This is a genomic window from Mitsuaria sp. MSU3D (genome assembly GCF_056867975.1).
Genome location: NZ_CP200314.1, coordinates 6,482,427 through 6,504,864, shown reverse-complemented (window position 1 = coordinate 6,504,864; position 22,438 = coordinate 6,482,427). Strand labels below are relative to the sequence as shown.

Annotated in this window: 22 protein-coding genes; 11 read left to right on the top strand and 11 right to left on the bottom strand. The window is 69.4% G+C overall.

The window, feature by feature from the left end:
* Window positions 1–69: 69 nt before the first annotated feature.
* The 7 genes from ureG to AC1VNM_RS28580 all read right to left on the bottom strand — a co-directional run bounded on the left by ureG (window position 70) and on the right by AC1VNM_RS28580 (window position 5,072).
* Complete coding sequence (gene ureG, locus AC1VNM_RS28610; protein WP_483109156.1) at window positions 70–747, bottom strand: urease accessory protein UreG; 678 nt, start codon at window positions 745–747, stop codon at window positions 70–72.
* Window positions 744–1,457, bottom strand: a complete 714-nt coding sequence (locus AC1VNM_RS28605) for an urease accessory protein UreF (RefSeq protein WP_483109155.1) — start codon at window positions 1,455–1,457, stop codon at window positions 744–746. The genes ureG and AC1VNM_RS28605 overlap by 4 nt, the downstream gene beginning before the upstream one ends.
* Window positions 1,441–2,028 (bottom strand): urease accessory protein UreE, encoded by a 588-nt coding sequence (gene ureE, locus AC1VNM_RS28600; RefSeq protein ID WP_483109154.1) that lies wholly within the window; start codon window positions 2,026–2,028, stop codon window positions 1,441–1,443. Before ureE ends, AC1VNM_RS28605 begins: the two co-directional genes overlap by 17 nt.
* Window positions 2,029–3,747, bottom strand: coding sequence for an urease subunit alpha (ureC, locus tag AC1VNM_RS28595; protein ID WP_483109153.1), 1,719 nt, complete (start codon window positions 3,745–3,747; stop codon window positions 2,029–2,031). It abuts the gene before it with no gap.
* Window positions 3,747–4,052, bottom strand: coding sequence for an urease subunit beta (locus tag AC1VNM_RS28590; protein ID WP_297528887.1), 306 nt, complete (start codon window positions 4,050–4,052; stop codon window positions 3,747–3,749). Before AC1VNM_RS28590 ends, ureC begins: the two co-directional genes overlap by 1 nt.
* Window positions 4,049–4,708: a HupE/UreJ family protein gene (locus AC1VNM_RS28585; protein ID WP_377156951.1), complete on the bottom strand. Its 660-nt coding sequence runs from the start codon at window positions 4,706–4,708 to the stop codon at window positions 4,049–4,051. Before AC1VNM_RS28585 ends, AC1VNM_RS28590 begins: the two co-directional genes overlap by 4 nt.
* Before the next feature lie 61 nt (window positions 4,709–4,769).
* Window positions 4,770–5,072: an urease subunit gamma gene (locus AC1VNM_RS28580; protein ID WP_067283776.1), complete on the bottom strand. Its 303-nt coding sequence runs from the start codon at window positions 5,070–5,072 to the stop codon at window positions 4,770–4,772.
* Window positions 5,073–5,404: 332 nt separating this feature from the next.
* Between AC1VNM_RS28580 and AC1VNM_RS28575 the strand changes: the two genes are divergently transcribed.
* The 6 genes from AC1VNM_RS28575 to AC1VNM_RS28550 all read left to right on the top strand — a co-directional run bounded on the left by AC1VNM_RS28575 (window position 5,405) and on the right by AC1VNM_RS28550 (window position 13,381).
* Window positions 5,405–8,884, top strand: coding sequence for a hybrid sensor histidine kinase/response regulator (locus AC1VNM_RS28575; RefSeq protein WP_483109152.1), 3,480 nt, complete (start codon window positions 5,405–5,407; stop codon window positions 8,882–8,884).
* Window positions 8,885–8,940: 56 nt separating this feature from the next.
* Window positions 8,941–9,978: a response regulator gene (locus tag AC1VNM_RS28570; RefSeq protein ID WP_431102110.1), complete on the top strand. Its 1,038-nt coding sequence runs from the start codon at window positions 8,941–8,943 to the stop codon at window positions 9,976–9,978.
* 99 nt (window positions 9,979–10,077) lie between these two features.
* Complete coding sequence (locus AC1VNM_RS28565) at window positions 10,078–10,899, top strand: oxidoreductase (protein WP_483109151.1); 822 nt, start codon at window positions 10,078–10,080, stop codon at window positions 10,897–10,899.
* Window positions 10,896–11,957 (top strand): AraC family transcriptional regulator, encoded by a 1,062-nt coding sequence (locus AC1VNM_RS28560; protein WP_483109150.1) that lies wholly within the window; start codon window positions 10,896–10,898, stop codon window positions 11,955–11,957. The genes AC1VNM_RS28565 and AC1VNM_RS28560 overlap by 4 nt, the downstream gene beginning before the upstream one ends.
* Window positions 11,958–12,027: 70 nt before the next feature.
* A complete protein-coding gene (locus tag AC1VNM_RS28555; protein ID WP_483109149.1) occupies window positions 12,028–12,498 on the top strand; it encodes an Rrf2 family transcriptional regulator in 471 nt (156 codons plus the stop codon).
* Window positions 12,488–13,381 (top strand): NAD(P)/FAD-dependent oxidoreductase, encoded by an 894-nt coding sequence (locus AC1VNM_RS28550; RefSeq protein WP_483109148.1) that lies wholly within the window; start codon window positions 12,488–12,490, stop codon window positions 13,379–13,381. The genes AC1VNM_RS28555 and AC1VNM_RS28550 overlap by 11 nt, the downstream gene beginning before the upstream one ends.
* A gap of 41 nt (window positions 13,382–13,422) precedes the next feature.
* On the opposite strand, the gene AC1VNM_RS28545 is transcribed toward AC1VNM_RS28550, so the two are convergent.
* The 4 genes from AC1VNM_RS28545 to AC1VNM_RS28530 form a co-directional block, all read right to left on the bottom strand.
* The gene (locus AC1VNM_RS28545; protein ID WP_483109147.1) at window positions 13,423–14,211 is read right to left on the bottom strand and encodes a hypothetical protein; all 789 of its coding nucleotides are present in this window, start codon (window positions 14,209–14,211) and stop codon (window positions 13,423–13,425) included.
* Window positions 14,208–14,552: a TA system antitoxin ParD family protein gene (locus AC1VNM_RS28540; protein ID WP_483109146.1), complete on the bottom strand. Its 345-nt coding sequence runs from the start codon at window positions 14,550–14,552 to the stop codon at window positions 14,208–14,210. Before AC1VNM_RS28540 ends, AC1VNM_RS28545 begins: the two co-directional genes overlap by 4 nt.
* Before the next feature lie 146 nt (window positions 14,553–14,698).
* Window positions 14,699–15,739 (bottom strand): hypothetical protein, encoded by a 1,041-nt coding sequence (locus tag AC1VNM_RS28535; RefSeq protein ID WP_377156957.1) that lies wholly within the window; start codon window positions 15,737–15,739, stop codon window positions 14,699–14,701.
* Window positions 15,740–15,886: 147 nt separating this feature from the next.
* Window positions 15,887–16,531 carry a prolyl hydroxylase family protein gene (locus AC1VNM_RS28530; protein ID WP_377156959.1) on the bottom strand — a complete coding sequence of 215 codons (645 nt, stop codon included), beginning with the start codon at window positions 16,529–16,531 and terminating at the stop codon, window positions 15,887–15,889.
* A 128-nt stretch (window positions 16,532–16,659) separates the two neighbouring features.
* Between AC1VNM_RS28530 and urtA the strand changes: the two genes are divergently transcribed.
* The 5 genes from urtA (at window position 16,660) to urtE (ending at window position 22,393) form a co-directional block, all read left to right on the top strand.
* Entirely contained in the window at window positions 16,660–17,955 is a 1,296-nt protein-coding gene (gene urtA, locus AC1VNM_RS28525) for an urea ABC transporter substrate-binding protein (RefSeq protein WP_377156961.1), read from the top strand.
* A complete protein-coding gene (gene urtB / locus AC1VNM_RS28520) occupies window positions 17,955–19,553 on the top strand; it encodes an urea ABC transporter permease subunit UrtB (RefSeq protein WP_483109145.1) in 1,599 nt (532 codons plus the stop codon). Before urtA ends, urtB begins: the two co-directional genes overlap by 1 nt.
* 80 nt (window positions 19,554–19,633) lie before the next feature.
* A complete protein-coding gene (gene urtC, locus AC1VNM_RS28515) occupies window positions 19,634–20,815 on the top strand; it encodes an urea ABC transporter permease subunit UrtC (protein ID WP_483109351.1) in 1,182 nt (393 codons plus the stop codon).
* Window positions 20,812–21,648, top strand: a complete 837-nt coding sequence (urtD, locus tag AC1VNM_RS28510) for an urea ABC transporter ATP-binding protein UrtD (RefSeq protein WP_483109144.1) — start codon at window positions 20,812–20,814, stop codon at window positions 21,646–21,648. Before urtC ends, urtD begins: the two co-directional genes overlap by 4 nt.
* Before the next feature lie 40 nt (window positions 21,649–21,688).
* Window positions 21,689–22,393: an urea ABC transporter ATP-binding subunit UrtE gene (gene urtE, locus AC1VNM_RS28505; protein ID WP_483109350.1), complete on the top strand. Its 705-nt coding sequence runs from the start codon at window positions 21,689–21,691 to the stop codon at window positions 22,391–22,393.
* The last annotated feature ends 45 nt before the right edge of the window (window positions 22,394–22,438 follow it).

The following is a 22,438-nucleotide window of genomic DNA, read 5'->3' as shown; positions in this document are numbered from 1 at the left end:
GGGGACGGGTTCTTCCCTCCTTCGGGCGTGGTCGGGCGACCGGAGGCTCCCGGCGGCGATGCAAGGGGGTCAGGCGGTGCCCAGCATCCCCTTCTGCTCGATGAAGGCCACCACCTCGTCCAGCCCACTGAGGGTCTTGAGGTTGGTCATCACGAAGGGCCGCGTCGGCCGCATCCGCTGGGTGTCGGACCGCATGACCTCGAGATCGGCGCCGACATGCGGCGCGAGGTCGGTCTTGTTGATCACGAACAGGTCGCTCTTCGTGATGCCGGGCCCGCCCTTGCGCGGGATCTTCTCGCCGGCCGCGACGTCGATGACGTAGATCGTCAGGTCGCTCAGCTCCGGGCTGAAGGTCGCGGCGAGGTTGTCGCCGCCGGACTCGATGAACACGACGTCCGCGTCGGGGAACTGCGCCAGCATGCGGTCGATCGCCTCGAGGTTGATCGACGCGTCCTCGCGGATCGCGGTATGCGGGCAGCCGCCCGTCTCCACGCCCAGGATGCGCTCGGCGGGCAACGCGCCGCTGATCGTCAGCAGGCGCTGGTCTTCCTTCGTGTAGATGTCGTTGGTGATCGCGACCAGGTCCCACTTGTCGCGCATCGCCTTGCAGAGCATCTCCAGCAGCGTCGTCTTGCCGGAACCGACCGGACCGCCGATGCCGACGCGCAAGGGAGGCAGCCGCTTCATGCGGCCGGGGATGTGATGGAGGGCGGAAGCCGCGGTGGTCGAGGGAGAGGTCGTGCTCATGATCGGAACAATCGGGAGTACTGGGTTTCGTGGCGCGCCGCGAGGATGGACAGCATCGGCGCGAACAGCTGCCGCCGCGCGGGCGGCGTGGCGATGGCCTCGGCCACCGCGGCGGGGATCTCGGACGCGAGCCGCGTCAGCACGCGCTGGCCGGCGGTCTGGCCCAGCGGCACCGCCTTGAGGGCGGCCTGGACCTGGTTCTCGGCCCAGCCGAAGGCCTGCGAGAACAAGGCCTGCTCGACCGGGACGTCGATCGTCGCGAGCGCGAGCGACATCACGAAGGCATGGGGCATCGGCTGGCCCTCGCCGCACTCGACGAGCAGCGCAAGCTGCCCGGGCGAGGCCATCGGCTGGCCGCGCAGCCAGACCAGCAGCGACTGCCCCATCTGCTCGCTCTGCAGGCGCGCCTCGGCGCCATCGCGCGTCGTGCGCAGCCAGCGGGCGAGCTCGCGCAGCGCGGACTCGTCGCCGGCGCGCCACGCCGTGATGCCCTGCGCGATCGCCGCCAGGTCGCCGCGCGCGAGCAGTCGCAACTGCTGGCTCAACCACGTACCGGCGCTGACGTCGTCGTGCACGAGGCCGTGTTCGACCGCCGCCTCCAGCACCTCCGAATACGAGAACGCGCCGATCGGCAAGGCCGGCGACGCGAGCCAGGTCAGCCGCAGCTGCGGCGGGACGGGATCGGTGACGGGATCAGTGGTCGTGTCCACAGCCCGGGCCGTGCACGTGCGGGGCCGGAGCGGCCTGGATCGCGATGGTCTTCTTGGCCGCGGGCTTGTGGTCGTGCGCGTGGCCGTGGTCATGCGAATGCTCGTGGCCATGCCCACCGGCCGCGTACGCACCGCCCTCGGGCTCGAAGCTTTCCTCGACTTCGTTCACGATCAGGTGCATCGCACGCAGCATGTCGGCGAGCACGTGATCGGGCTCGATCTTGAGGTGATCCGGCTTCAGCTCGATCTGCACGTGGCGGTTGCCGAGGTGATACGCGGCGCGCACCAGGTCGAAGGGCGAGCCGTGCGCGGTGCAGGCGGTGATGCGCAGCAACGCCTGCGGCGCCGCGACGACGCGGACCAGCGAGCCGTCCTCCGCCACCAGCACGTCGCCGCCGCGCACCACGGTGCCGCGCGGCAGGAAGACGCCGAGCTCGCGGCCCTGGCTGTCGGCGACCTGGAAGCGGCTCTTCTGGCGCGTGTCCCAGTCGAGCGTCACGGCGGCGGCGCGCTTGAGCAGCACGGGGGCCAGGCCGGCGCCCTGCGCCAGCAGTTTGGAAACTTGGATCATTCAGAACAGGAAGTAGCGCTGCGCCATCGGAAGCACCGAGGCGGGCTCGCAGTGCAGCAGCAGGCCGTCGGCGCGCACCGCATAGGTCTGGGGATCGACCTCCATCCGCGGGGCGTAGGCATTGTGGACCATGTCCTTCTTGCCCACGCCGCGGATGCCCTTCACCGCGACCGCGGTCTTGGCCAGGCCGTAGCGCTGCGGCACGCCGGCGGCGATCGCCGACTGCGACACGAAGCTCAGCGACGCCCGCGCCAGCGAGCCGCCGAAGCTCCCGAACATCGGCCGGTAATGCACCGGCTGCGGCGTCGGGATCGACGCGTTCGGATCGCCCATCGCGGCCATCGCGATCACGCCGCCCTTGAGGATCAGCGACGGCTTCACGCCGAAGAAGGCCGGCTTCCAGATCACCAGGTCGGCCCACTTGCCGACCTCGATGCTGCCGACCTCATGGCTCACGCCGTGCGCGATCGCGGGATTGATCGCCAGCTTGGCGACGTAGCGCTTCACGCGGCCGTTGTCGTGGCGCTCGGTGTCGCCGGGCAGCTGGCCGCGCTGCTGCTTCATCTTGTGCGCGGTCTGCCAGCAGCGCAGCACCACCTCGCCCACGCGGCCCATCGCCTGCGAGTCCGAGCTGAACATGCTGATCGCGCCGAGGTCGTGCAGGATGTCCTCGGCCGCGATCGTCTCCTTGCGGATGCGGCTCTCGGCGAAGGCCAGGTCCTCCGCGATCGCGGGGTCCAGGTGGTGGCACACCATCAGCATGTCGACGTGCTCGTCGAGCGTGTTGATCGTGTATGGCCGCGTCGGGTTGGTCGAGCTCGGCAGCACGTTGGCCTCGCCGACGACCTTCAGGATGTCCGGCGCATGACCGCCGCCCGCACCCTCGGTGTGGAAGGTGTGGATCGTGCGGCCCTTGAAGGCGGCCACCGTGTCCTCCACGAAGCCGCTCTCGTTGAGCGTGTCCGTGTGGATCGCCACCTGCGTGTCGGTGACCTCGGCCACGTCCAGGCAATTGGAGATCGCCGCGGGCGTCGTGCCCCAGTCCTCGTGCAGCTTCAGGCCGATCGCGCCGGCCTCGATCTGTTCGACCAGTCCCTCGGGCCGGCTCGCGTTGCCCTTGCCGAGGAAGCCGAGGTTCATCGGGAACGCGTCGGCCGCCTGCAGCATGCGTTCAATGTGCCACGGGCCCGGCGTGCAGGTCGTCGCGAAGGTGCCGGTCGCAGGACCGGTGCCGCCGCCCAGCATCGTCGTCACGCCGCTGGCCAGCGCTTCCTCGATCTGCTGCGGGCAGATGAAGTGGATGTGCGAATCGATCGCGCCGGCGGTCACGATCGCGCCCTCGCAGGCGATGACCTCGGTGCCGGGGCCGATGATGATGTCCACGCCCGGCTGCGTGTCCGGGTTGCCGGCCTTGCCGATCGCGACGATGCGATGGTCCTTCAGGCCGATGTCCGCCTTCACGATGCCCCAGTGGTCGAGGATCAGCGCATTCGTCAGCACCGTGTCGACGGCGCCCTGCGCGCGCGTGCGCTGCGACTGGGCCATGCCGTCTCGGATCGTCTTGCCGCCGCCGAACTTCACTTCCTCACCGTAGCCGCCGGCGCGCAGGGTCAGGTCTTGCTCGACCTCGATGACCAGCGCCGTGTCGGCCAGCCGGACGCGGTCGCCGACGGTCGGGCCGAACATCTCGGCGTAGGCGCGTTTGCCGATGCGGGCCATCACAGCGCTCCCTGGATCAGGCCGCGGAATCCCCAGATTTCGCGGCTGCCGGCGTAGTCGACCAGCTCCACGGTGCGCTGCTGGCCGGGTTCGAAGCGCACGGCGGTGCCGGACGCGATGTTCAGGCGCATGCCCCGCGCGGCCTCGCGGTCGAAGACCAGCGCGCCGTTCGTTTCTGCGAAGTGATAGTGGGAACCGACCTGGATGGGCCGGTCCGCGCCGTTGACCACGGTCAGCACGAGCGTGCGGCGGCCCGGATTGAGCGCGAGTTCGCCGTCGTCGACCAGCAGCTCGCCGGGCGTCATGCGACCACCATCCGAGCGACCAGACCCAGGCCGAGCAGCGCGATCGCGCCGCCTGCGGCGCGCGACCAGACCGGCGCGAGCGAACGCAGCTTCAGCCCGAGGGCAAGACCGCCCGCATGCAGCAGCGCGGTCGCGAGCACCATGCCGGCGAGTGCGGCACCGCCCTGCAGCTCGGCGCCGTGCGCCAGGCCGTGGAAGACCGCGAACGCGCCGACCAGCGCGGCCGACATCGTCGCGCCCAGGCGCCAGCGCGCGGCGGCGACCAGACCCAGCACCAGCACCGATGCGGCGACCATCGGCTCAACACCTGGCACCCGCAGTCCTTCGTCGGCCAGCGCGAGACCGACCAACGCCCCCGCCAGCAGCAGGCCCGCGAAGGCGAACGGCGCGGCCAGCATGCGGCGGCCGGTCTGCGTCAGCGCGCTCCACAGGCCGACGGCGAGCATCGCGGCGAGGTGGTCGAGGCCGGTGAACGGATGGGTGAAGCCTTCGCCGAAGGCGGCGCCGGCGCTCTGCGTGCCGTGGTCGTGCAGGCTGCCGTCGCCGGTGTGGGCGAACACGAAGACGGGGAGCACGGCGGCGACGGTCAGGGCGAGCGCCTGGAGGGCGGTCACGGCGGCGTCGGCGAAGGACGCGGGAAGGAGTCGTGCGGTCATCGCTGTCCTCAAGGGAATCAATGGATCGGGGGATCTGGGATCGGAGATCGGGGATCCGCGATCAGGGGATCGGCTGGTGGACGGTGACGAGCTTGGTGCCGTCGGGGAAGGTGGCCTCGACCTGGATGTCGGGGATCATTTCCGGCACGCCGTCCATGACGTCGTCGCGGGTGAGGAGCTCGCGGCCCTCTTTCATCATCTGGGCGACGGTCTTGCCATCGCGGGCGCCTTCCATCACGGCGGCGCTGAGGAAGGCGACGGCTTCCGGATAGTTGAGCTTCAGGCCTCGCGCCTTTCGCCGCTCGGCGAGCAGCGCGGCGGTGAAGATCAGCAGCTTGTCTTTTTCGCGAGGCGTCAATTCCATGGTCTCCCTCCTCTAGCAAGCCCCATGCCGGTGCGGCGGGCCGCGTTACTGCCCCGGCCGCTGGCCCTCACCCCGACCCTCTCCCGCAAGCGGGAGAGGGGGTAAGAGGGTGGAGGCGCGCCACGCGCGTGTCGACGCACGGGGGGGGCAAGAGGGCGGCGCACCACGAGCGTATCGAAGGCCGAGGGACCGGGGGCCGTTTCCGGAGGTCAAGGAGGGAATTCGACTGCCGGGAGGCAGTTGAAGGAGGGACACGGAGGAAACGGCCCCCGGTTCCTCGGCCGGCGCGCCCGGTCCCGGCATGTTTCGTGCATTTCCCAGGCACCCCGCCCATGGACGCCCCCCTCCCTCCTCAGGACGCCCCGCAGCACATCATCAAGCTGCGGCGGGACTACAACGCCTGGGTGGCGAGGGAGACGCTGGAGGACTACGCGCTGCGCTACACGCCGCAGCGTTTCCGTCGCTGGTCGACCTGGCGGGTGGCCAACACGGCTTTCGGTGCGGCGTCCTTCCTGATCCTGGAGGCGGTGGGCGCGACGCTGCTGCTGCATTACGGCTGGACCAATGCCGCGCTGGCGATCCTGGCGACCGGGCTGATCATTTTCCTGGCCGGGCTGCCGATCAGCGTCTATGCGGCGCGGCACGGCGTCGACATGGATCTGCTGACGCGTGGCGCGGGCTTTGGCTACATCGGCTCGACGCTGACCTCGCTGATCTACGCGAGTTTCACCTTCATCTTCTTCGCCCTCGAGGCGGCGGTGATGGCTTATGCGCTGGAGCTGGCGCTGGACATCCCGCCGCAGTGGGGTTACCTGATCTGCGCGGTGGTGGTGATCCCGCTGGTGACGCACGGCATCTCGGCGATCAGCCGGCTGCAGCTGTGGACGCAGCCGTTGTGGCTGGCGCTGCTGGTACTGCCTTTCGCCTGGGTCGGGTGGCTTCATCCTGGTGCATTCGACGGCATCACGACCCAGATTGGGTCGCAGTCGGGCACGGCGGCCTTCGACGTGCACGCCTTCGGTGCGGCGCTGACCGTCGGCGTGGCGCTGATCACCCAGATGGGCGAGCAGGCCGACTACCTGCGCTTCATGCCCCGCCAGACGAAGGAGAACCGCCTGCGCTGGTGGGCCGCGGTGCTGGCCGGCGGGCCGGGCTGGATCGTGCTGGGGGTTCTGAAGATGCTGGGCGGCGCGCTGCTCGCCTACCTGGCCGTCAGCCACGCGGTGCCCGCCGAGCGCGCGGTCGATCCCAACCAGATGTACCTCGCCGCCTACGAGTACGTGTTCCCGCAATACGGCTGGGCGGTCGCGGTGACGGCGCTGTTCGTCGTCGTCTCGCAGCTCAAGATCAACGTCACCAACGCCTACGCGGGCTCGCTGGCGTGGAGCAACTTCTTCTCGCGGCTGACCCACAGCCATCCGGGCCGCGTCGTCTGGGTCGTGTTCAACACGCTCATCGCCTTCATGCTGATGTCGATGAACGTTTTCGAGGCGCTCGGGCATGTGCTCGGCCTCTACGCCAACGTCGCCATCGCATGGATCATGGCCGTCGTCGCGGACCTGGTGATCAACAAGCCGCTGGGCCTGTCGCCGCCCGGCATCGAGTTCAAGCGCGCCCATCTGTACGACGTGAACCCGGTCGGCGTCGGCGCGATGGCGCTGGCGTCGGTGCTGTCGGTGGCGGCGCACCTCGGGATGATGGGCGACCTGGCGCAGGCGTGGTCCGCGGCGATCGCGATGGTGACCGCGCTGGTCACCGCACCCTTGATTGCGTGGGCGACGAAAGGGCGCTACTACCTCGCACGTCCGCTGGCGGAGATCCAGGCCGCAGGGCTCCAGACGGAATCGGCCGAAGGCGTGCGCCGCTGCGTGATCTGCGAGCGCGACTACGAAGGCCCGGACATGGCGCACTGCCCGGCCTATCGCGGTCCGATCTGCTCCCTGTGCTGCACGCTGGACGCGCGCTGCGGCGACCTCTGCAAGCCGCACGCGAGCCTGTCCGCGCAATGGACCGCCGCGCTGCGCCGCGTGCTGCCGCAGCGCAGCTGGCGCTACATCGACACCGGCCTCGGCCACTACCTGCTGTTGATGCTGGTCCTCACGCCGCTGCTGGCCACGCTGTTCGGGCTGCTCTATCACCAGCAGCTGCAGCAGCTGCCGCTGATCGACGCCGCCGCGCAGGACGCGCTCCGCGCGAGCCTGAAGGCAGGCATGCTGAAGGCCTTCTTCGCGCTGCTGCTGGTGGCGGGCACGGTCGCGTGGTGGCTGGTGCTGGCGCATCAGAGCCGGGAAGTCGCGCAGGAAGAATCGAAGCGGCAGACGCAGGCGCTGATGCGCGAGATCGCCTCGCACCGCCGCACCGACGAGGCGCTGCAGGGCGCCCGCTTGCAGGCCGAGCGCGCGCAGGCTGCCGCCGAAGCCGCCAACCAGGCCAAGAGCCGCTACATCAGCACCATCAGCCATGAGCTGCGCACGCCGCTCAACAGCATCCTCGGCTACGCGCAGCTGATGGCGGCGGACGCGTCGCTGCCGCCGCAGCGGCGCCAGGCGGTGCAGGTCATCAAGCGCGGCGGCGAGCACCTGATGCAGCTGATCGACGGCACGCTGGACATTGCGCGCATCGAGGCTGGCCGGCTCAGCCTGGAGCCCGCGCCGGTGCGCTTCGACGAGCTGCTGCGCGAGCTGGCCGACATGTTCGAGCCGCAGGCCGCGGCGAAGGGCCTGCGATTCCGCTTCGAGCCCCAGGGCACGCTGCCCGAGTGGGTCCGCGCGGACGAGCAGCGGCTGCGTCAGATCCTGATCAACCTGCTGGGCAACGCCATCAAGTTCACCACCGAGGGCGAGGTCACGCTGCGCGTGCGGCACGGCCGCGAGATGGCGACCCTGGAGATCGCCGACACCGGCCCCGGCATGGACGCGGCGGAACTGGCGCGCATCTTCGAGCCCTTCGCCCGGGGCACGAGCGGCGCCGGCGGCGCGCCGGGCGCGGGGCTGGGCCTGACGATCTCGAAGATGCTGACAGCGCTGATGGGCGGCGAGATGTCGGCGACCAGCGAGCCCGGCCGCGGCTCGACCTTCCGCGTGCGGCTGTTCCTGCCGGAGCTGCACGGCCGCATCTGGGACACGCCGCGCATGCGCCGCGCGGCGAAGGAGCGCCTCGGTCTGGACGGCGTCTCGCCGCGGGTGCTGATCGTCGACAACGAGTCGGACGATCGCCAGCTGCTGACCGAGTTGCTGGAGCCGCTCGGCTTCACGGTGCGCGACGCGTCGAGCGGCCACGATGCGCTGGACCTCGTCGCCGCCGGCTGGGTGCCGGACGCGGTGCTGATGGACCTGGCGATGCCCGGCATCGACGGCTGGGAAACGATCCGGCGCCTGCGGCGCATGCTGGGCGAGCTCGGCGTGAACGCGCCGGCCGTGGCGGTGGTGTCGGCGAACGCCTTCGAGCGCGGCCAGGACAACGATGCCGGCATCTCCGCGCGCGACTTCATCCTCAAGCCGGTCCGGCACGAGTTGCTGCTGGACTGGCTGACCGAGCAGCTGTCGCTGTCCTGGCGCGTCGGGACCGAACGCGCGACGCCCGATCCGCAGCCGCCCGCCGAGCCGGTCGAGACGCCGCCGGCCGAGCGCCTGACCGGACTGCGCGAGGCGCTGCAGCTCGGCTACTACCGCGGCGTGCTGCAACAGCTCGATGCGATCGAGGCGGTCGATGGCGCATGGCGCCCGTTCTGCGAGGCGCAGCGCGCCTTGGCGCGGCAGTTCCAGTTCGAGGCGATGCTGCGCGGCCTGGCGCGCAGCGAGAACCCCGCGTGAGCGCGGCCATGACGGTGAGCGTGGCCGTGACCGCGACAGATGTTGGACGACCTGCGATGAACTCTTCGCTTCCTTCCGCCGTGGCGGCGCTGCTCGATCAGCAGCAAGGCGATCGTGTCCTGATGGTGGACGACGTGCCCGACAACCTGTCGCTGCTGCATGACGCGCTGGACGAGCACGGCTACACGGTCCTGGCGGCGACCAGCGGCGAGGCCGCGCTTGCCTGCGCGCAGCAGGGCCGGCCGGACATCGTGCTGCTGGACGCGATGATGCCGGGCATGGACGGCTTCGAGGTCGCGCGGCGGCTGAAGGCGGACCCCGCGACGGCGCACATCCCGATCATCTTCATGACGGGGCTGACGGAGACGGAACACCTGGTCGCCGCGCTGCAGGCCGGCGGCGTCGACTACGTGACCAAGCCGCTGGACACGCGCGCGGTGCTGGCGCGGATGCAGGTCCACCTGCAGGGCGCGCGGCAGGCGCGGCAGACGCGCCAGGCGCTGGACGCCTTCGGCTACGCGAGCATCGCGGTGCGGGCTTCGTCGGGCCGCTTGCTGTGGCAGACGCCGCTGGCGCGCGAGCTGCTGCAGCTCTACTACGGCACGATCGCGCCGCAGACGCCGGCGCCGGTGCTGGCGTGGCTGCGCAAGACGCTCGACGAAATGGCGGCTCACACGCCCGCCGACGGCATGCCGCCGCAGGAGCCGGCGCGGCTGTGCGCCGAGCTCGGCGCGCGGCGCTTGAGCTTCCGGCTGCATCACTGCATCGGCGGCGAGGACACCCCCGGCGTGGCGGGCGTCGGTGCGGCGGCCGGCGGCGACTGGCTGATCGTGATGCGCGAGGTGTCGGACGTTGCGGTGATCCGCTCGCTGGGCCTGGCCTTCAGCCTCACGGCGCGCGAGGCCGAGGTGCTCTACTGGGTCGTCAAGGGCAAGATCAACCGCGACATCGGCGAGATCCTCGGCGCCAGCCCGGCGACGGTGAAGAAACACCTGGAGCGCATCCACGCCAAGCTCGGCGTGGAGACCCGCACGGCGGCGGCATCGATGGCGCTCACCAGGGTGAGGGAGATGCATCCGCAGTGGGAGGTGTGAGCGTCCTTGGCGCGATCGGATGCCAGGCTGGCGGAATCGGATTGGCGCGCGGGTTGCCGTTCCCGGACCATGGGGCACGTCAACCTCCAGCACGTCGACATGCGTCTCCAGCAACAACCCGTCGCCCTCGTCACCGGCGCCTCCTCCGGCATGGGCAAGGACTTTTCCCTGCGGCTGATCGCCGAGGGCTACATCGTCTACGCCACGGCTCGGCGGTTCGACCGGCTTGAAGAGATCCGCGTGGCCGGCGGCGAGACGCTGGCCATGGACGTGACCGATGACGACTCGATGTCGTCCGTCGTCGATCGGATCCTGGCGGAGCAGGGACGCATCGACGTCCTCATCAACAACGCCGGCTACGGTCAGTACGGCGCGCTGGAAGATGTGCCGATGGCCGAAGGCCGTCGGCAGATGGAGACCAACCTGATCGGCGCGGCGCGGCTGATCCAGCTGTGCCTGCCTCACATGCGGGCGCAGGGCCGCGGGAAGATCCTCAACATCTCCTCCATCGGCGGCAAGCTGGCGACGCCGATGGGCGGCTGGTACCACGCCTCGAAGTTCGCGCTGGAAGGCTACTCCGACGCGCTCCGCAACGAGGTGGCACAGTTCGGCATCGACGTGGTCGTCATCGAGCCCGGTGGCGTCGCGTCGGAGTGGGCCCGGATCGCTTCCGATCAAGCGTTGCGGTACTCGGGCAGCGGCGCCTACGCAGGGATGGCCCACAAGTTCAACGATCTGCAAAAGCAGCAGACCCAGGTGCCGGGACCTCAAGTGATCAGTGATCTCATCGTCAAGGCGCTGAAGGCGAAGCGCCCGAAGGCGCGCTACCACGGCGGTTTCCTCGCGGGCCCGATGCTCTTCCTGCGCTCCATCCTGTCCGATCGGCTCTTCGACCGCATGATCATGATGGCGATGCGATGAGGGCGACCCATACCCCGATGGTGGCGTCGGTCTCTGCGCGGCTCGCCGCGCTCGGCCTCGATGTCGACGTCGTCGCCGCCCGGGCGGGGATTCCCGCGGGATTCAACCGGCGACCGGGGACGAGCCTGGACACGCGGCAGTTCTTCGCCTTCTGGCGCGCCGTCGCCGAGCTCTCGGGCGACCCCTTGATCGGCTTGAAGATCGGCGGCGAGGTCGGTCCGTCCCAGCTGGAGGCCGTCTCGGTGGCCGCGCTGCATTCGGCGACCTTCGGCGATGCGCTGGCCCGCCTGGCGCGCTACAAGGGGCTGTGCTGTCCTGAAGAGGTGCGCGTCGAGCGTTCTGGCGCGGACGGCAGCGGCAGCGGCAGCGGCGGCAGCGGCGGCGACAGCGGCAACGGCGGCGACGAACGCGGTCTGGCTCGCCTGAGTTTTCATTGGATCCTGGCCAAGGAGTCCTGCCCGCCGATCATCAGCGATGCGGCCTTCGCGGCGGCGCACGCACTGGCGCGCGTGGGCTCCGGTCGCACGGTTGTGCCGCGCCGCCTGGAGTTGATGCGGACACCGCCGGAGACCGCGCCCTACGCGGCGTACTTCGGTTGTGAGGTGCGCACCGGTTGCGTCGGGGACGCGCTGGTCTACGACGCCGAGGCACTGGCCATCCCCTTCGTTACGCGCAACGAGGATCTGCTCGCGGTTCTCGTGCCGGCGCTCGATGCGCAGCTTGACGCGATGGGCGAGCCCGGCATCGAGACGCAGGCGCGCTCGGTCCTGATGAAGATGATGCGCGGCGACCGCCCCACCATCGACACGCTGGCACGTGCGCTCAACATGAGTGCCCGGTCGCTGCAGCGTCGGCTCGGCGAGGCAGGTACCAGCTATCAGGGCGTGCTCGATCACGTCCGGCTGGAGACGGCGAGACGGCTGCTCGCGGATACCGCATTCACGCCAGGCGAGATCGCGTTCTTCCTCGGGTTCGAAGAGGCCAATTCGTTCCAGCGCGCGTTCCGGCGTTGGGAGGGAAGGACGCCGGCGCAGTGGCGGGAGCAGTTGGGGTCCTGACTGCCCCCTCTGCGTCCAGGATTCAACCCTGGCGACGGCAAGGTTTCAATCATGCAACTCATAATGTTGCATGAAATCCAACAGCCAGCTGTCCGACGTCCTCCACGTGCTGCTGCACATGGCCGAGGGCGACGGCCCGTCCACGTCCGAATCGCTCGCCGCCGCGATGCAGACCAACCCGGTCGTGCTGCGCCGCCTCATGGGCGGGCTGCGCGAAGCCGGTTTCGTCGCGTCGGCGAAGGGCCACGGCGGCGGCTGGGTGCTGTCGTGCCCGCTTGACCGCATCACCCTTCGCGACGTGCATGACGCGCTCGGCGGCGCGTCGCTGGTATCGCTCGGCTTCCGCGAGGAGCACCCGGACTGCCTCGTCGCCCGCGCCGTCAACGACGCGCTCGGCAACGCCGTGCAAGAGGCGGAGGCGCTCCTGCTGAAACGGCTCGGCGCGGTGACGCTGGCCACGCTGTCCCGCGACTTCCACCAGCGCATGGTCGAGCTCGGCCATGCGCCCCATCGCCTCGAGGAGCATCACCATGAAGATTGATTTCGCCGTCATCGGCGGCAGCTATGCCGGCATGGCCGCGGCCCTTCAACTGGCGCGGGCGCGTCGCCAGGTGCTCGTTGTCGACGCGGGGAAGCGACGCAACCAGTGCGTCGACGATCACGGTGGCGAAGCGCACGGCTTCCTGACGCAGGATGGCCGCGCGCCCGCTGCGATCGCGGAGGAAGCGCGCCGGCAGTTGCGGCTCTATCCGACCGTGCAGTGGATGTCCGGGCTCGCCGACGACGGACGCGTCGCGCCGGACGGCCGGCTCGAGTTCCGTGTGGGCGACGTCGCGGTCAGCGCCGGACGGCTGATCCTCGCCACCGGTGTCCGCGACGAGCTGCCGCCCGTGCCCGGTCTCGCCGAACGTTGGGGACGCAGCGTCTTTCACTGTCCGTACTGCCATGGCTACGAGCTGAACCAGGGCCGCATCGGCATCGTCGCCGCGTCTCCGCTGGCGCAGCACCACGCGATGATGCTGCCGGACTGGGGCGTGCCGACGCTGTTCCTGAATGGCGCCTACGAGCCCAGCGCCGAGGACCTTGACGAGTTCGCCCGCCGCGGGACGCGCGTCGAGCCCACGCCGATCGCTCGTATCGACGGCGTCGCCGACGTCGTGCTGCAGGATGGCCGGACGTTGACGATGGACGGCCTCTTCACCCAGCCGCGCACGACGCCGTCGAGCACGATCGCCGCGCAGCTCGGCTGCGTCATGGAGGACGGACCGATGGGACCGTTCATCAAGGTCGGCCCGATGCAGGACACCAGTGTGCCCAAGGTCTTCGCCTGCGGCGACGCCGCCCGCGCAGCCGGCAGCGTCACGCTCGCGGTGTCCGACGGCGCGATGGCCGGCTTCGGCGCGCATCGGTCGACGATGTTCTGACCGGGCTCCGCGAGCGCCCTCCTATGGCAGATCCCTCGGGATCAAGGGCAGCTCGTGCCGCGCTCCCTCTGGAGTTCCCGAACCGGAACCAGCTGGGCCGCACAGGACGGCACCATGGCCTGCAGCAGGTCGGCGTCGATGGCGTCGAGCACGTCGATCCCATACTGACGGTACGCCCGACGTCCCGGTGAGCTCTTGGCCAGTTGGTAGATCCGTTGGATCGCCGCTCCGAGGCGGGCGGCGAACTCGGCACTTCCCCCGGCCTGGGAGAACAGCGCCGCCTTGGCCACCTGCACGGCCCATCTGGTCTGGGTCTCGACGTGTTCACCCTTGCTATCGCGGAGGCCCACGAGATTGTGGATGCGCGACTCGAGCACGTCGAACGGACTCATCACGCGCAGGATCTGCCCATCCCCGAATTCAAAGGTCAGGCATCCCGCGATCACGCGCCGAGTGAACACACCGCACTTCTGCAGACCGCCGCTGGCGAAGAGCATGTGCAGCACATCGACATTGCCTTCCTTCATCGCGGGCGCCGGAATCCGCACCTGAGCGACCAGCGAGGTGCGCGCGGTCTTCTTGGGCAGTTGCACGCGGGCACCGAGGCGCCTGGCCATTTCATTCGCATCCGCGACGCCACCGATCACGTCCGCATCCGCGGTGACCGCCGCGCCGTCCGTCGGGAGGCCAAAGCGCTTCATCCAGAAGCCCAACGCCTGTCCGCCCACCAGGATCACGCCGACCGGCAGGCTGGTCAGCACCCGATCCAGCAAAGGTCCCTCCAGCGGAGCTTCATCGTCGGGCAGCTGCGGGCGCGTCGTCATGGTCAATAGGGAGAGTCCAGGGCCTTCGCATTCTTGGCCCGCTCTTCGGTGAACCGGATCAAATCAGCGGGTTTCGACTTCCCGGATTTGACCGCTTCGATGTCGCGCGTCTGTGCGAGTTGTTTGGCCGCACGCAGATCGTCCTCGATGCGAGCCGTGGCCTGCGTGCCGTGATCGCCGCGCAGCAGCTCCAACAGCAGTTGCGAGCGGACACCGGAGACCTCCAAGGCCTGACCGATGCGAGCCCAGAACTCCACCTGCTGCGCCGCGGAGCGGGCCACGTACTCGCCAGTCTCTTGAGCGTCCCTGAAGAGCTGGTTGCTGATCCGGATCGAATTCGAACTCATGGCTCCACCGTGGGAAGTTGCACTCGGTTGTGGCACTCTGCCACAACTTGAGATTTTCTCACAAGCAATGAAAAGGGCCCCTTGCGGGGCCCTCCTCAGTCCGACATCGGTGGCGCTCGCCGTCAAGGCGGCGGGTCGCCTCGCCCTCAAGGCAGCCGGATCCGCTCGCCCTCGCGCGCTTCCCGCGTCTGCTCCCGGCCGCGGCCGACCGTGAAGGTCACGCGCAGCGTCTTCTGCTCGCCGTAGGCCGGATCGCGACCGGCCAGGTCGTTGTCGACACGGAGGTCGAGCACGCCGCCGCGGCTGGCGTTGCGGACCCGGTCCGTCACGTCGACCGTGCGTCCGCCGCTGCCGTAGGTGGCGCGCACGATGTTCAGGCGCTGGTCCTGGGACGGACCCTGTCCGCCGGGGTTGTAGCCGCCGGGGTTGGTGGCGCTGCCCGGACGGCCGTCCCAGCCGCCGTTCCAGCCGCCCTGGCCCCAGTCGCCGCGGCCCCAGCCCGTGAACTGGCCGCCGTCGATCCACGCGCCTTCGCGGTAGTCGAAGGTCCTCACCTGGCCGCTGCGGTCGCGGGCATAGATGCGCAGCATCTTCGTGCGGCCCACCGCCGGATCGTCACGGAACAGGTCGTTGGTCACGCGCACCTTCGCGTCGCGACGCGCCAGCTCGCGCAGGCGGGGCGTCACGTCGATGCTCGCTTCAGGCACGCCGTAACGCGCGCCCAGGATCGCGTAGGCGCCGTCGTCGTGGCCGCCGCCTTCCCAGTTGCCGTTGCCGCCGCCCTGGCCCCACTCGCCGCCGCGCCAGCCGGTGAAGTCGTTGCCGTCGATGACGCTGCCCTCGCGGAACTCGAAGGTGCGGTTGTCGCCGTTGCGGTTGCGCGCGTAGATGCGCAGCGTCTTCGTCTGGCCGTAGGCCGGATCGTTGCCGAACAGCTCGTTGGTCACGCGCACGCGGTCATCGCGTCGCGCCAGGTCGCGCAGCCGGTCGGTCACGTCCATGTTGCGCTGCGCCGTGCCATAGCGCGCGTTCAGGATCTGCCACTGGCCGTCGTCGCGCGCCGCCCAGGCCGACGTGCCCGTCAGCATCGCCACCAGCAGCATCAGCGCCGCCAGCAGCGCCTTGGCCATCCGGCCCATCGCGCGGTCCGGCCGCGGGGCCGTCATCGTCATTGCAGTCATCGTCATCGCGGTACCTCCTGGTTCTTTCCTGTTGTTCGGAGTTCTTCTTGAGTCCTCGTCCCCGGGGAGGCAAGTGCCTCGCCCGGGGAAGGGGCAGCATGTTGCATCAACGGCGTGACACGATCGCCGGTGCACGCACACTTCTTCGAGGTGTTACGAGCGGTCACCACCACCGAACGTCGAGTCGAACCGTGAGTCAAAGCGCGAGTCGAACCCGGAGTCGAACTTCGAATCGAACCTCGACTCCGGCGCGTCGACCACCGGGGCGTACATCACGTCCGAGCGCAGCACGTACTTGGTGCCCGAGGTCACGGGCGCGCCCTCATGCCAGGTGTCATGGACGAAGACCAGCGCACCGCCGGTCCTGGGCCGCACGGCGAAGTCGCGGAAACCCGTCTCGCCGCCCTCGAAGCCCTCGTTCAGATAGACCAGGAAGCTCAGGCGGCTGACGAGCCCGTCCTCGCGCCACGGACCGTCCTTGTGCATCCGGAAGCGCTGGCCCGCCGTGTACTTGTAGAAGCGCAGTTCCCGGGGCAGGCCCACCGCGCGCGTGCCGTCGAGCTCCGGCAACGGCAACTGTCGCAATCGTCCCCACAGGCGTTCGACCCAGGCGGCGCTCGCCACCATCGTCCGCTCGTTGTTGCGGATGTGGGCCAGCAGCTGCTGTCCCGCCTCCAGGCGGACCGTCGCGGCGTCGAAGCCGCTCTGCTCCGCCAGCGCGATCACCTCGGTGCATTCCTCGGGGGAGAGGAAACCCGGCACGGTGAAGACGCGGTCGTTGTGGGTCTGGATGTGCATGACCCATTCTCACCGCATGTACGCCATGTGCCGTATATGCCCCGCGTCCCCTCCTTCCTAGCATCCGATCACTTCCCGAAGTCCTGCGTAGTCCGTACTAAGTCTTCCTTCCTCCACCGGAGCTCCCCATGTCCTCGCATCCGAAATCCTCCCGTCCCCAGCGCCGCCACGCGCTCAAGACCCTGGCCGTCGCCGGCGCGCTGACCGGCCTGAACCTGGCCGCCCTGCCCGCCTTCGCCGCCGACACCATCAAGGTCGGCGTGCTGCACAGCCTGTCGGGCACGATGGCGATCTCGGAGACCGTGCTCAAGGACACCGTCCTGATGGCCATCGACGAGATCAACGCCAAGGGCGGCGTGCTGGGCAAGAAGCTGGAGCCGGTGATCGTCGACCCGGCCTCCAACTGGCCGCTGTTCGCCGAGAAGACCCGCCAGCTGCTGACCCAGGACAAGGTCGCGGTGATCTTCGGCTGCTGGACCTCGGTGTCGCGCAAGTCGGTGCTGCCGGTGGTCGAGGAGCTCAACGGCCTGCTCTTCTACCCCGTGCAGTACGAGGGCGAGGAACTGAGCAAGAACGTGTTCTACACCGGCGCCGCGCCGAACCAGCAGGCCATCCCCGCCGTCGACTACCTGATGAGCAAGGACGGCGGCGGCGCCAAGCGCTGGGTGCTGCTGGGCACCGACTACGTCTACCCCCGCACCACCAACAAGATCCTGCGCGCCTACCTGAAGAGCAAGGGCGTGAAGGACAGCGACATCGACGAGAAGTACACCCCCTTCGGCCACAGCGACTACCAGACCATCGTCGCCGACATCAAGAAGTTCTCGGCCGGCGGCAAGACGGCGGTGGTCTCGACGATCAACGGCGATTCCAACGTGCCGTTCTACAAGGAACTCGGCAACGCCGGCCTGAAGGCCAAGGACGTGCCGGTGGTGGCCTTCTCCGTCGGCGAGGAAGAGCTGCGCGGCGTGGACACCAAGCCGCTGGTCGGCCACCTGGCGGCGTGGAACTACTTCATGTCGATCAAGAACCCGACCAACGACGCGTTCATCAAGAAGTGGTCGACCTATGCGAAGGCGAAGAACCTGCCGGGCCACAAGGACAAGCCGCTGACCAACGACCCGATGGAGGCCACCTACATCGGCATCAACATGTGGAAACAGGCGGTGGAGAAGGCCAAGTCGACGGACACCGACAAGGTGATCGCCGCGATGGCCGGCCAGACCTTCAGCGCGCCATCGGGCATCACGTCCAAGATGGACGAGAAGAACCACCACCTGCACAAGTCGGTGTTCATCGGCGAGATCCGCGCGGACGGGCAGTTCAACGTGGTGTGGAAGACGCCTGCCCCGGTCAAGGCCAAGCCGTGGAGCCCGTATATCGCTGGCAATGAAGGCAAGCCCGACGAGCCGGCGAAGAAGTGATGCGGCGCGCCCTGCTCCTCGGATGGATCCTGGCGTTGTGCGGCCTCGCGCCCCTGGCGCAGGCGCTGACGCAGCCGCAGGCGCTGTCCGTCGCGCAGGGCGAGACCGATGACCGCATCGCCGCGCTCGGCAAGCTCGTCGCGGCGCCCGACGCACGCACTGCGGTGCTGCTGCAGGCGCTGTCCGACGAGCGCGTGAAGCTCGGTCCTGATCAGCGCGTGCTGATCACGACCGACGCCGGCGTCGTCGACGCCGCGACCGGCGCATCGGTGACGCTGACACCGGACGCGCAAGCCGCGCTCGAGGATGTGATGCTCAACAACCGGCTGCGCGGCGAGCTCGATGGCGCGCTCGCCGGCCTGCGCCTGTCGAGCGCAGACAAGGCCGAACGCCTCGCCGCCGCGAAGGCGCTGATGGAAGCCGGCGGCGACGACGCGCGCGTCGCGCTGCTGGAGACCGCCATCACGAAGGAGCAGGACGCCACCGTCCTCGACGCCTTGAAGCTCGCCCGCGCGGCAGCGCTGGCCGCGAGCCCCGACGCCGCCAAGCGCCTCGCCGCCGCGAAGTTGCTCGGCGAATCGCACAGCCCCGAGACGCGGCTGCTGCTCAACCAACGCCTGTCCGACGAACAGGACCCCGAGGTCAAGCGCGCCTTGCAGCGCTCGCTGCGCGCCGTCGAGGACACCCTCGCCTGGGGCGAACGCCTGGGCGCGCTGTTCACCGGCATCAGCCTGGCCAGCATCCTGCTGCTGGTCGCGCTGGGCCTGGCCATCACCTACGGCCTGATGGGCGTCATCAACATGGCGCACGGCGAGCTGATGATGATCGGCGCCTACGCGACCTACCTGGTGCAGGTCGCCTTCCGCCAATGGCTGCCGGGCTGGTTCGACGCCTACCTCATCGTCGCGATGCCCGCCGCCTTCCTCGCGTCGGCGCTGGTCGGCGCAGCGCTGGAACGCACCGTGATCCGCTGGCTCTACGGCCGGCCGCTGGAAACGCTGCTCGCCACCTGGGGCCTGAGCCTGGTGCTGATGCAGGCGGTGCGCTCGCTCTTCGGTGCGCAGAACGTCGCGGTGGAAAGCCCGTCGTGGATGGGCGGCTCGCTCGCGCTCCTGCCAGGACTCGCACTGCCGGCGAACCGGCTCGTCATCATCGTCTTCGCGCTCGTGGTGCTCGGCGGCATGTCGCTGCTGATCGCGCGCACGCGGCTCGGCCTGTTCGTCCGCGCCGTCACGCAGAACCGCCCCATCGCCTCCTGCATGGGCGTGCCCACCGCGCGCGTGGACACCTACGCCTTCGCGCTCGGCTCGGGCCTCGCGGGCCTGGCCGGCTGCGCGCTGAGCCAGGTCGGCAACGTCGGCCCGGACCTGGGCCAGAGCTACATCGTCGACGCCTTCATGGTGGTGGTGCTGGGCGGCGTCGGCCAGCTCGCCGGCACGGTGCTGGCGGCGCTCGGCCTGGGCCTGGCCAACAAGGCGCTCGAAGGCGTCGTCGGCGCGGTGCTGGCCAAGATCGCCGTGCTGCTCTTCATCATCGTCTTCATCCAGAAGCGGCCGCAGGGCCTGTTCGCGGTCAAGGGCCGCGCGCAGGAGTCCTGAATGCGCAGGGATCCCCTCATGACCGCGACCTCTCCCGCTTCCCCCCACCGCCCGCGGTCTCCGACACCGCGGCGTCCGCCATATCGCCAACCGCGCCGGCCGCGCCGCAGGCGGCACCCCACGCCGCCCTGCTGCTGCCCCAGCGCCCCGCCCTGCTGAGCGGCGCCGGCTGGGTCGCCGTGCTGGCCGCTCTGACCGTCGCCTGCGTGCTGCTGCCGTCGCTGAACCTGCTGGTGCCGGCCGGCCATCCGCTGCATGTGGACGGCTACTGGATCAGCCTGCTCGGCAAGTTCTGCTGCTACGCGATGTGCGCGCTGGCGATGGACCTGATCTGGGGCTTCGCCGGCATCCTCTCGCTGGGGCACGGGCTGTACTTCGCGCTCGGCGGCTACGCGATGGGCATGTACCTGATGCGCCAGATCGGCACCGACGGCCAGTACCGCAGCACGCTGCCGGACTTCATGGTCTTCCTCGACTGGAAGGAGCTGCCCTGGCACTGGGCCTTCAGCGACAGCTTCCTGGCCACGATGCTGCTGGTGCTGCTGGTGCCGGGCGGCATCGCCTTCGTCTTCGGCTTCTTCGCGTTCCGCTCGCGCATCAAGGGCGTGTACTTCTCGATCATCACGCAGGCGATGACCTACGCCGCGATGCTGTTCTTCTTCCGCAACGAGAGCGGCTTCGGCGGCAACAACGGCTTCACCGACTTCAAGCGGCTGCTGGACCTGTCGATCACGACGCCGGGCATGCGGATGACGCTGTTCGTGCTGAGCGCCGTGGCGCTGGTCGGCTGCTACCTCGGCCTGCGCTGGCTGACGCGGGCGAAGTTCGGCCGCGTGCTCAGCGCGGTGCGCGACGCGGAGTCGCGGCTGATGTTCTGCGGCTATTCGCCGCTGCCCTACAAGCTGGCCGCGTGGGTGCTGTCGGCGCTGATCTGCGGCCTGGCCGGCGCGTTGTACGTGCCGCAGGTCGGCATCATCAACCCCGGCGAGATGAGCGTCGCCAACTCCATCGAGATCGCCATCTGGGCGGCGGTCGGCGGACGCGGCACGCTCGTGGGGCCGATCGTCGGCGCCTTCGCGGTGAACGGCGCCAAGAGCTGGCTGACGCAGTTCGCACCGGAGTACTGGCTGTACCTGCTGGGCGCGCTGTTCGTCGCGGTCACGCTGTTCATGCCGGACGGCATCGCGGGGCTGGTCAAGCGCAAGTTCGGGAAGAAGACCGACGGCCGGCCCGTCGACGGTGCCGAGGAGACGACGCCATGAACCCCGACCTGCTCGAACAGGGCGCCGAGCGCCTGCGCGCCGCGAGCGGCCCCGGCTACGGTCGCGTCGTGCTGCCGGGCCAGCTGGACCTGGCGCACGGCCGCATCCTGTACCTGGAGGACGTGTTCGTCAGCTTCGACGGCTTCCGCGCCATCAACGGCCTGTCCATCGACATCGCGCCCGGCGAGCTGCGTTGCATCATCGGCCCGAACGGCGCGGGCAAGACGACGATGATGGACATCATCACCGGCAAGACCCGGCCCGACACCGGCACCGTGTTCTTCGGCGGCACGATCAACCTGCTGCGCCACAGCGAGGCCGAGATCGCGCAGCTCGGCATCGGCCGCAAATTCCAGCGCCCGACGGTGTTCGAGGCGCTCAGCGTCTACGAGAACCTCGAGCTCGCGCTGCAGGGCTCGCGCGCGCTGCGGACGTCCTTGTGGGGCGTGTTGAGCGGCGCGCAGAAGGACCGGCTGGCGGAGGTGCTGACGCTGATCCGCCTGCAGGATCAGATGACGCGCCCTGCGGGGCTGCTGAGCCACGGGCAGAAGCAGTGGCTGGAGATCGGCATGCTGCTGGTGCAGGACCCGAAGCTGCTGCTGCTCGACGAGCCCGTGGCCGGCATGACCGACCAGGAGACCGAACGCACGGCGGAGCTGATCCTGACGCTGAAGGGCAAGCACAGCATCATCGTCGTCGAGCACGACATGGGGTTCGTCGACCGCATCGCGGAGAAGGTGACGGTGCTGGCCGAAGGCTCGGTACTGGCCGAGGGCACGCTCGCTCAAGTGCAAGCCGACGAACGCGTGATCGAGGTGTATCTTGGACGTTGAACTTCAGGACCGGACCTCGACGGTCCCCGCCGCCGCGACGATGCTCGAGGCGACTGGCATCCATCAGTACTACGGCGGTTCGCACATCCTGCGCAACGTGTCGGTCAGCGCCTCGCCGGGTCGGATCACCGTGCTGCTCGGGCGCAACGGCGTGGGCAAGACCAGCCTGCTGAAGAGCCTGATGGGCTTGATCCCGATCCGCGCGGGCAGCGTCACGCTGGCCGGCACGGACATCACGCGCGCGACGCCCTACCAGCGCGCGCGCTCGGGCATCGGGTACGTGCCGCAGGGGCGCGAGATCTTTGCGCGGCTGACGGTCGAGGAGAACCTGCGCATGGGTCTGGCGAGCAAGCCGGGCGGCACGCCAATCCCGGAGCACTTGTACGCGCTGTTTCCCGTGTTGAAGCAGATGCTCAAGCGGCGCGGGGGCGACCTGTCCGGCGGCCAGCAACAGCAGCTCGCGATCGCGCGGGCGCTGGCGGCGTCGCCGCGGCTGCTGATCCTGGACGAACCGACCGAGGGCATCCAGCCGAGCATCATCAAGGACATCGGCCGCGTCATCCGGCGCCTGGCCGACGAGGGACTCGACGGCCACCCCGTCGCGATCCTGCTGTGCGAGCAGTACTACGACTTCGCAGCGGAACTGGCCGACGAATTCCTGGTGCTCGAACGCGGCAGCGTCATCGCACGCGGGGACAACGCGGACATGCAGACGCCGGAGATCCGAGGCTTGGTGGCGATCTGAGGCCTGCGGGATCCACGGCAGGGGCAGAAATTTTCGAGAAGAGTT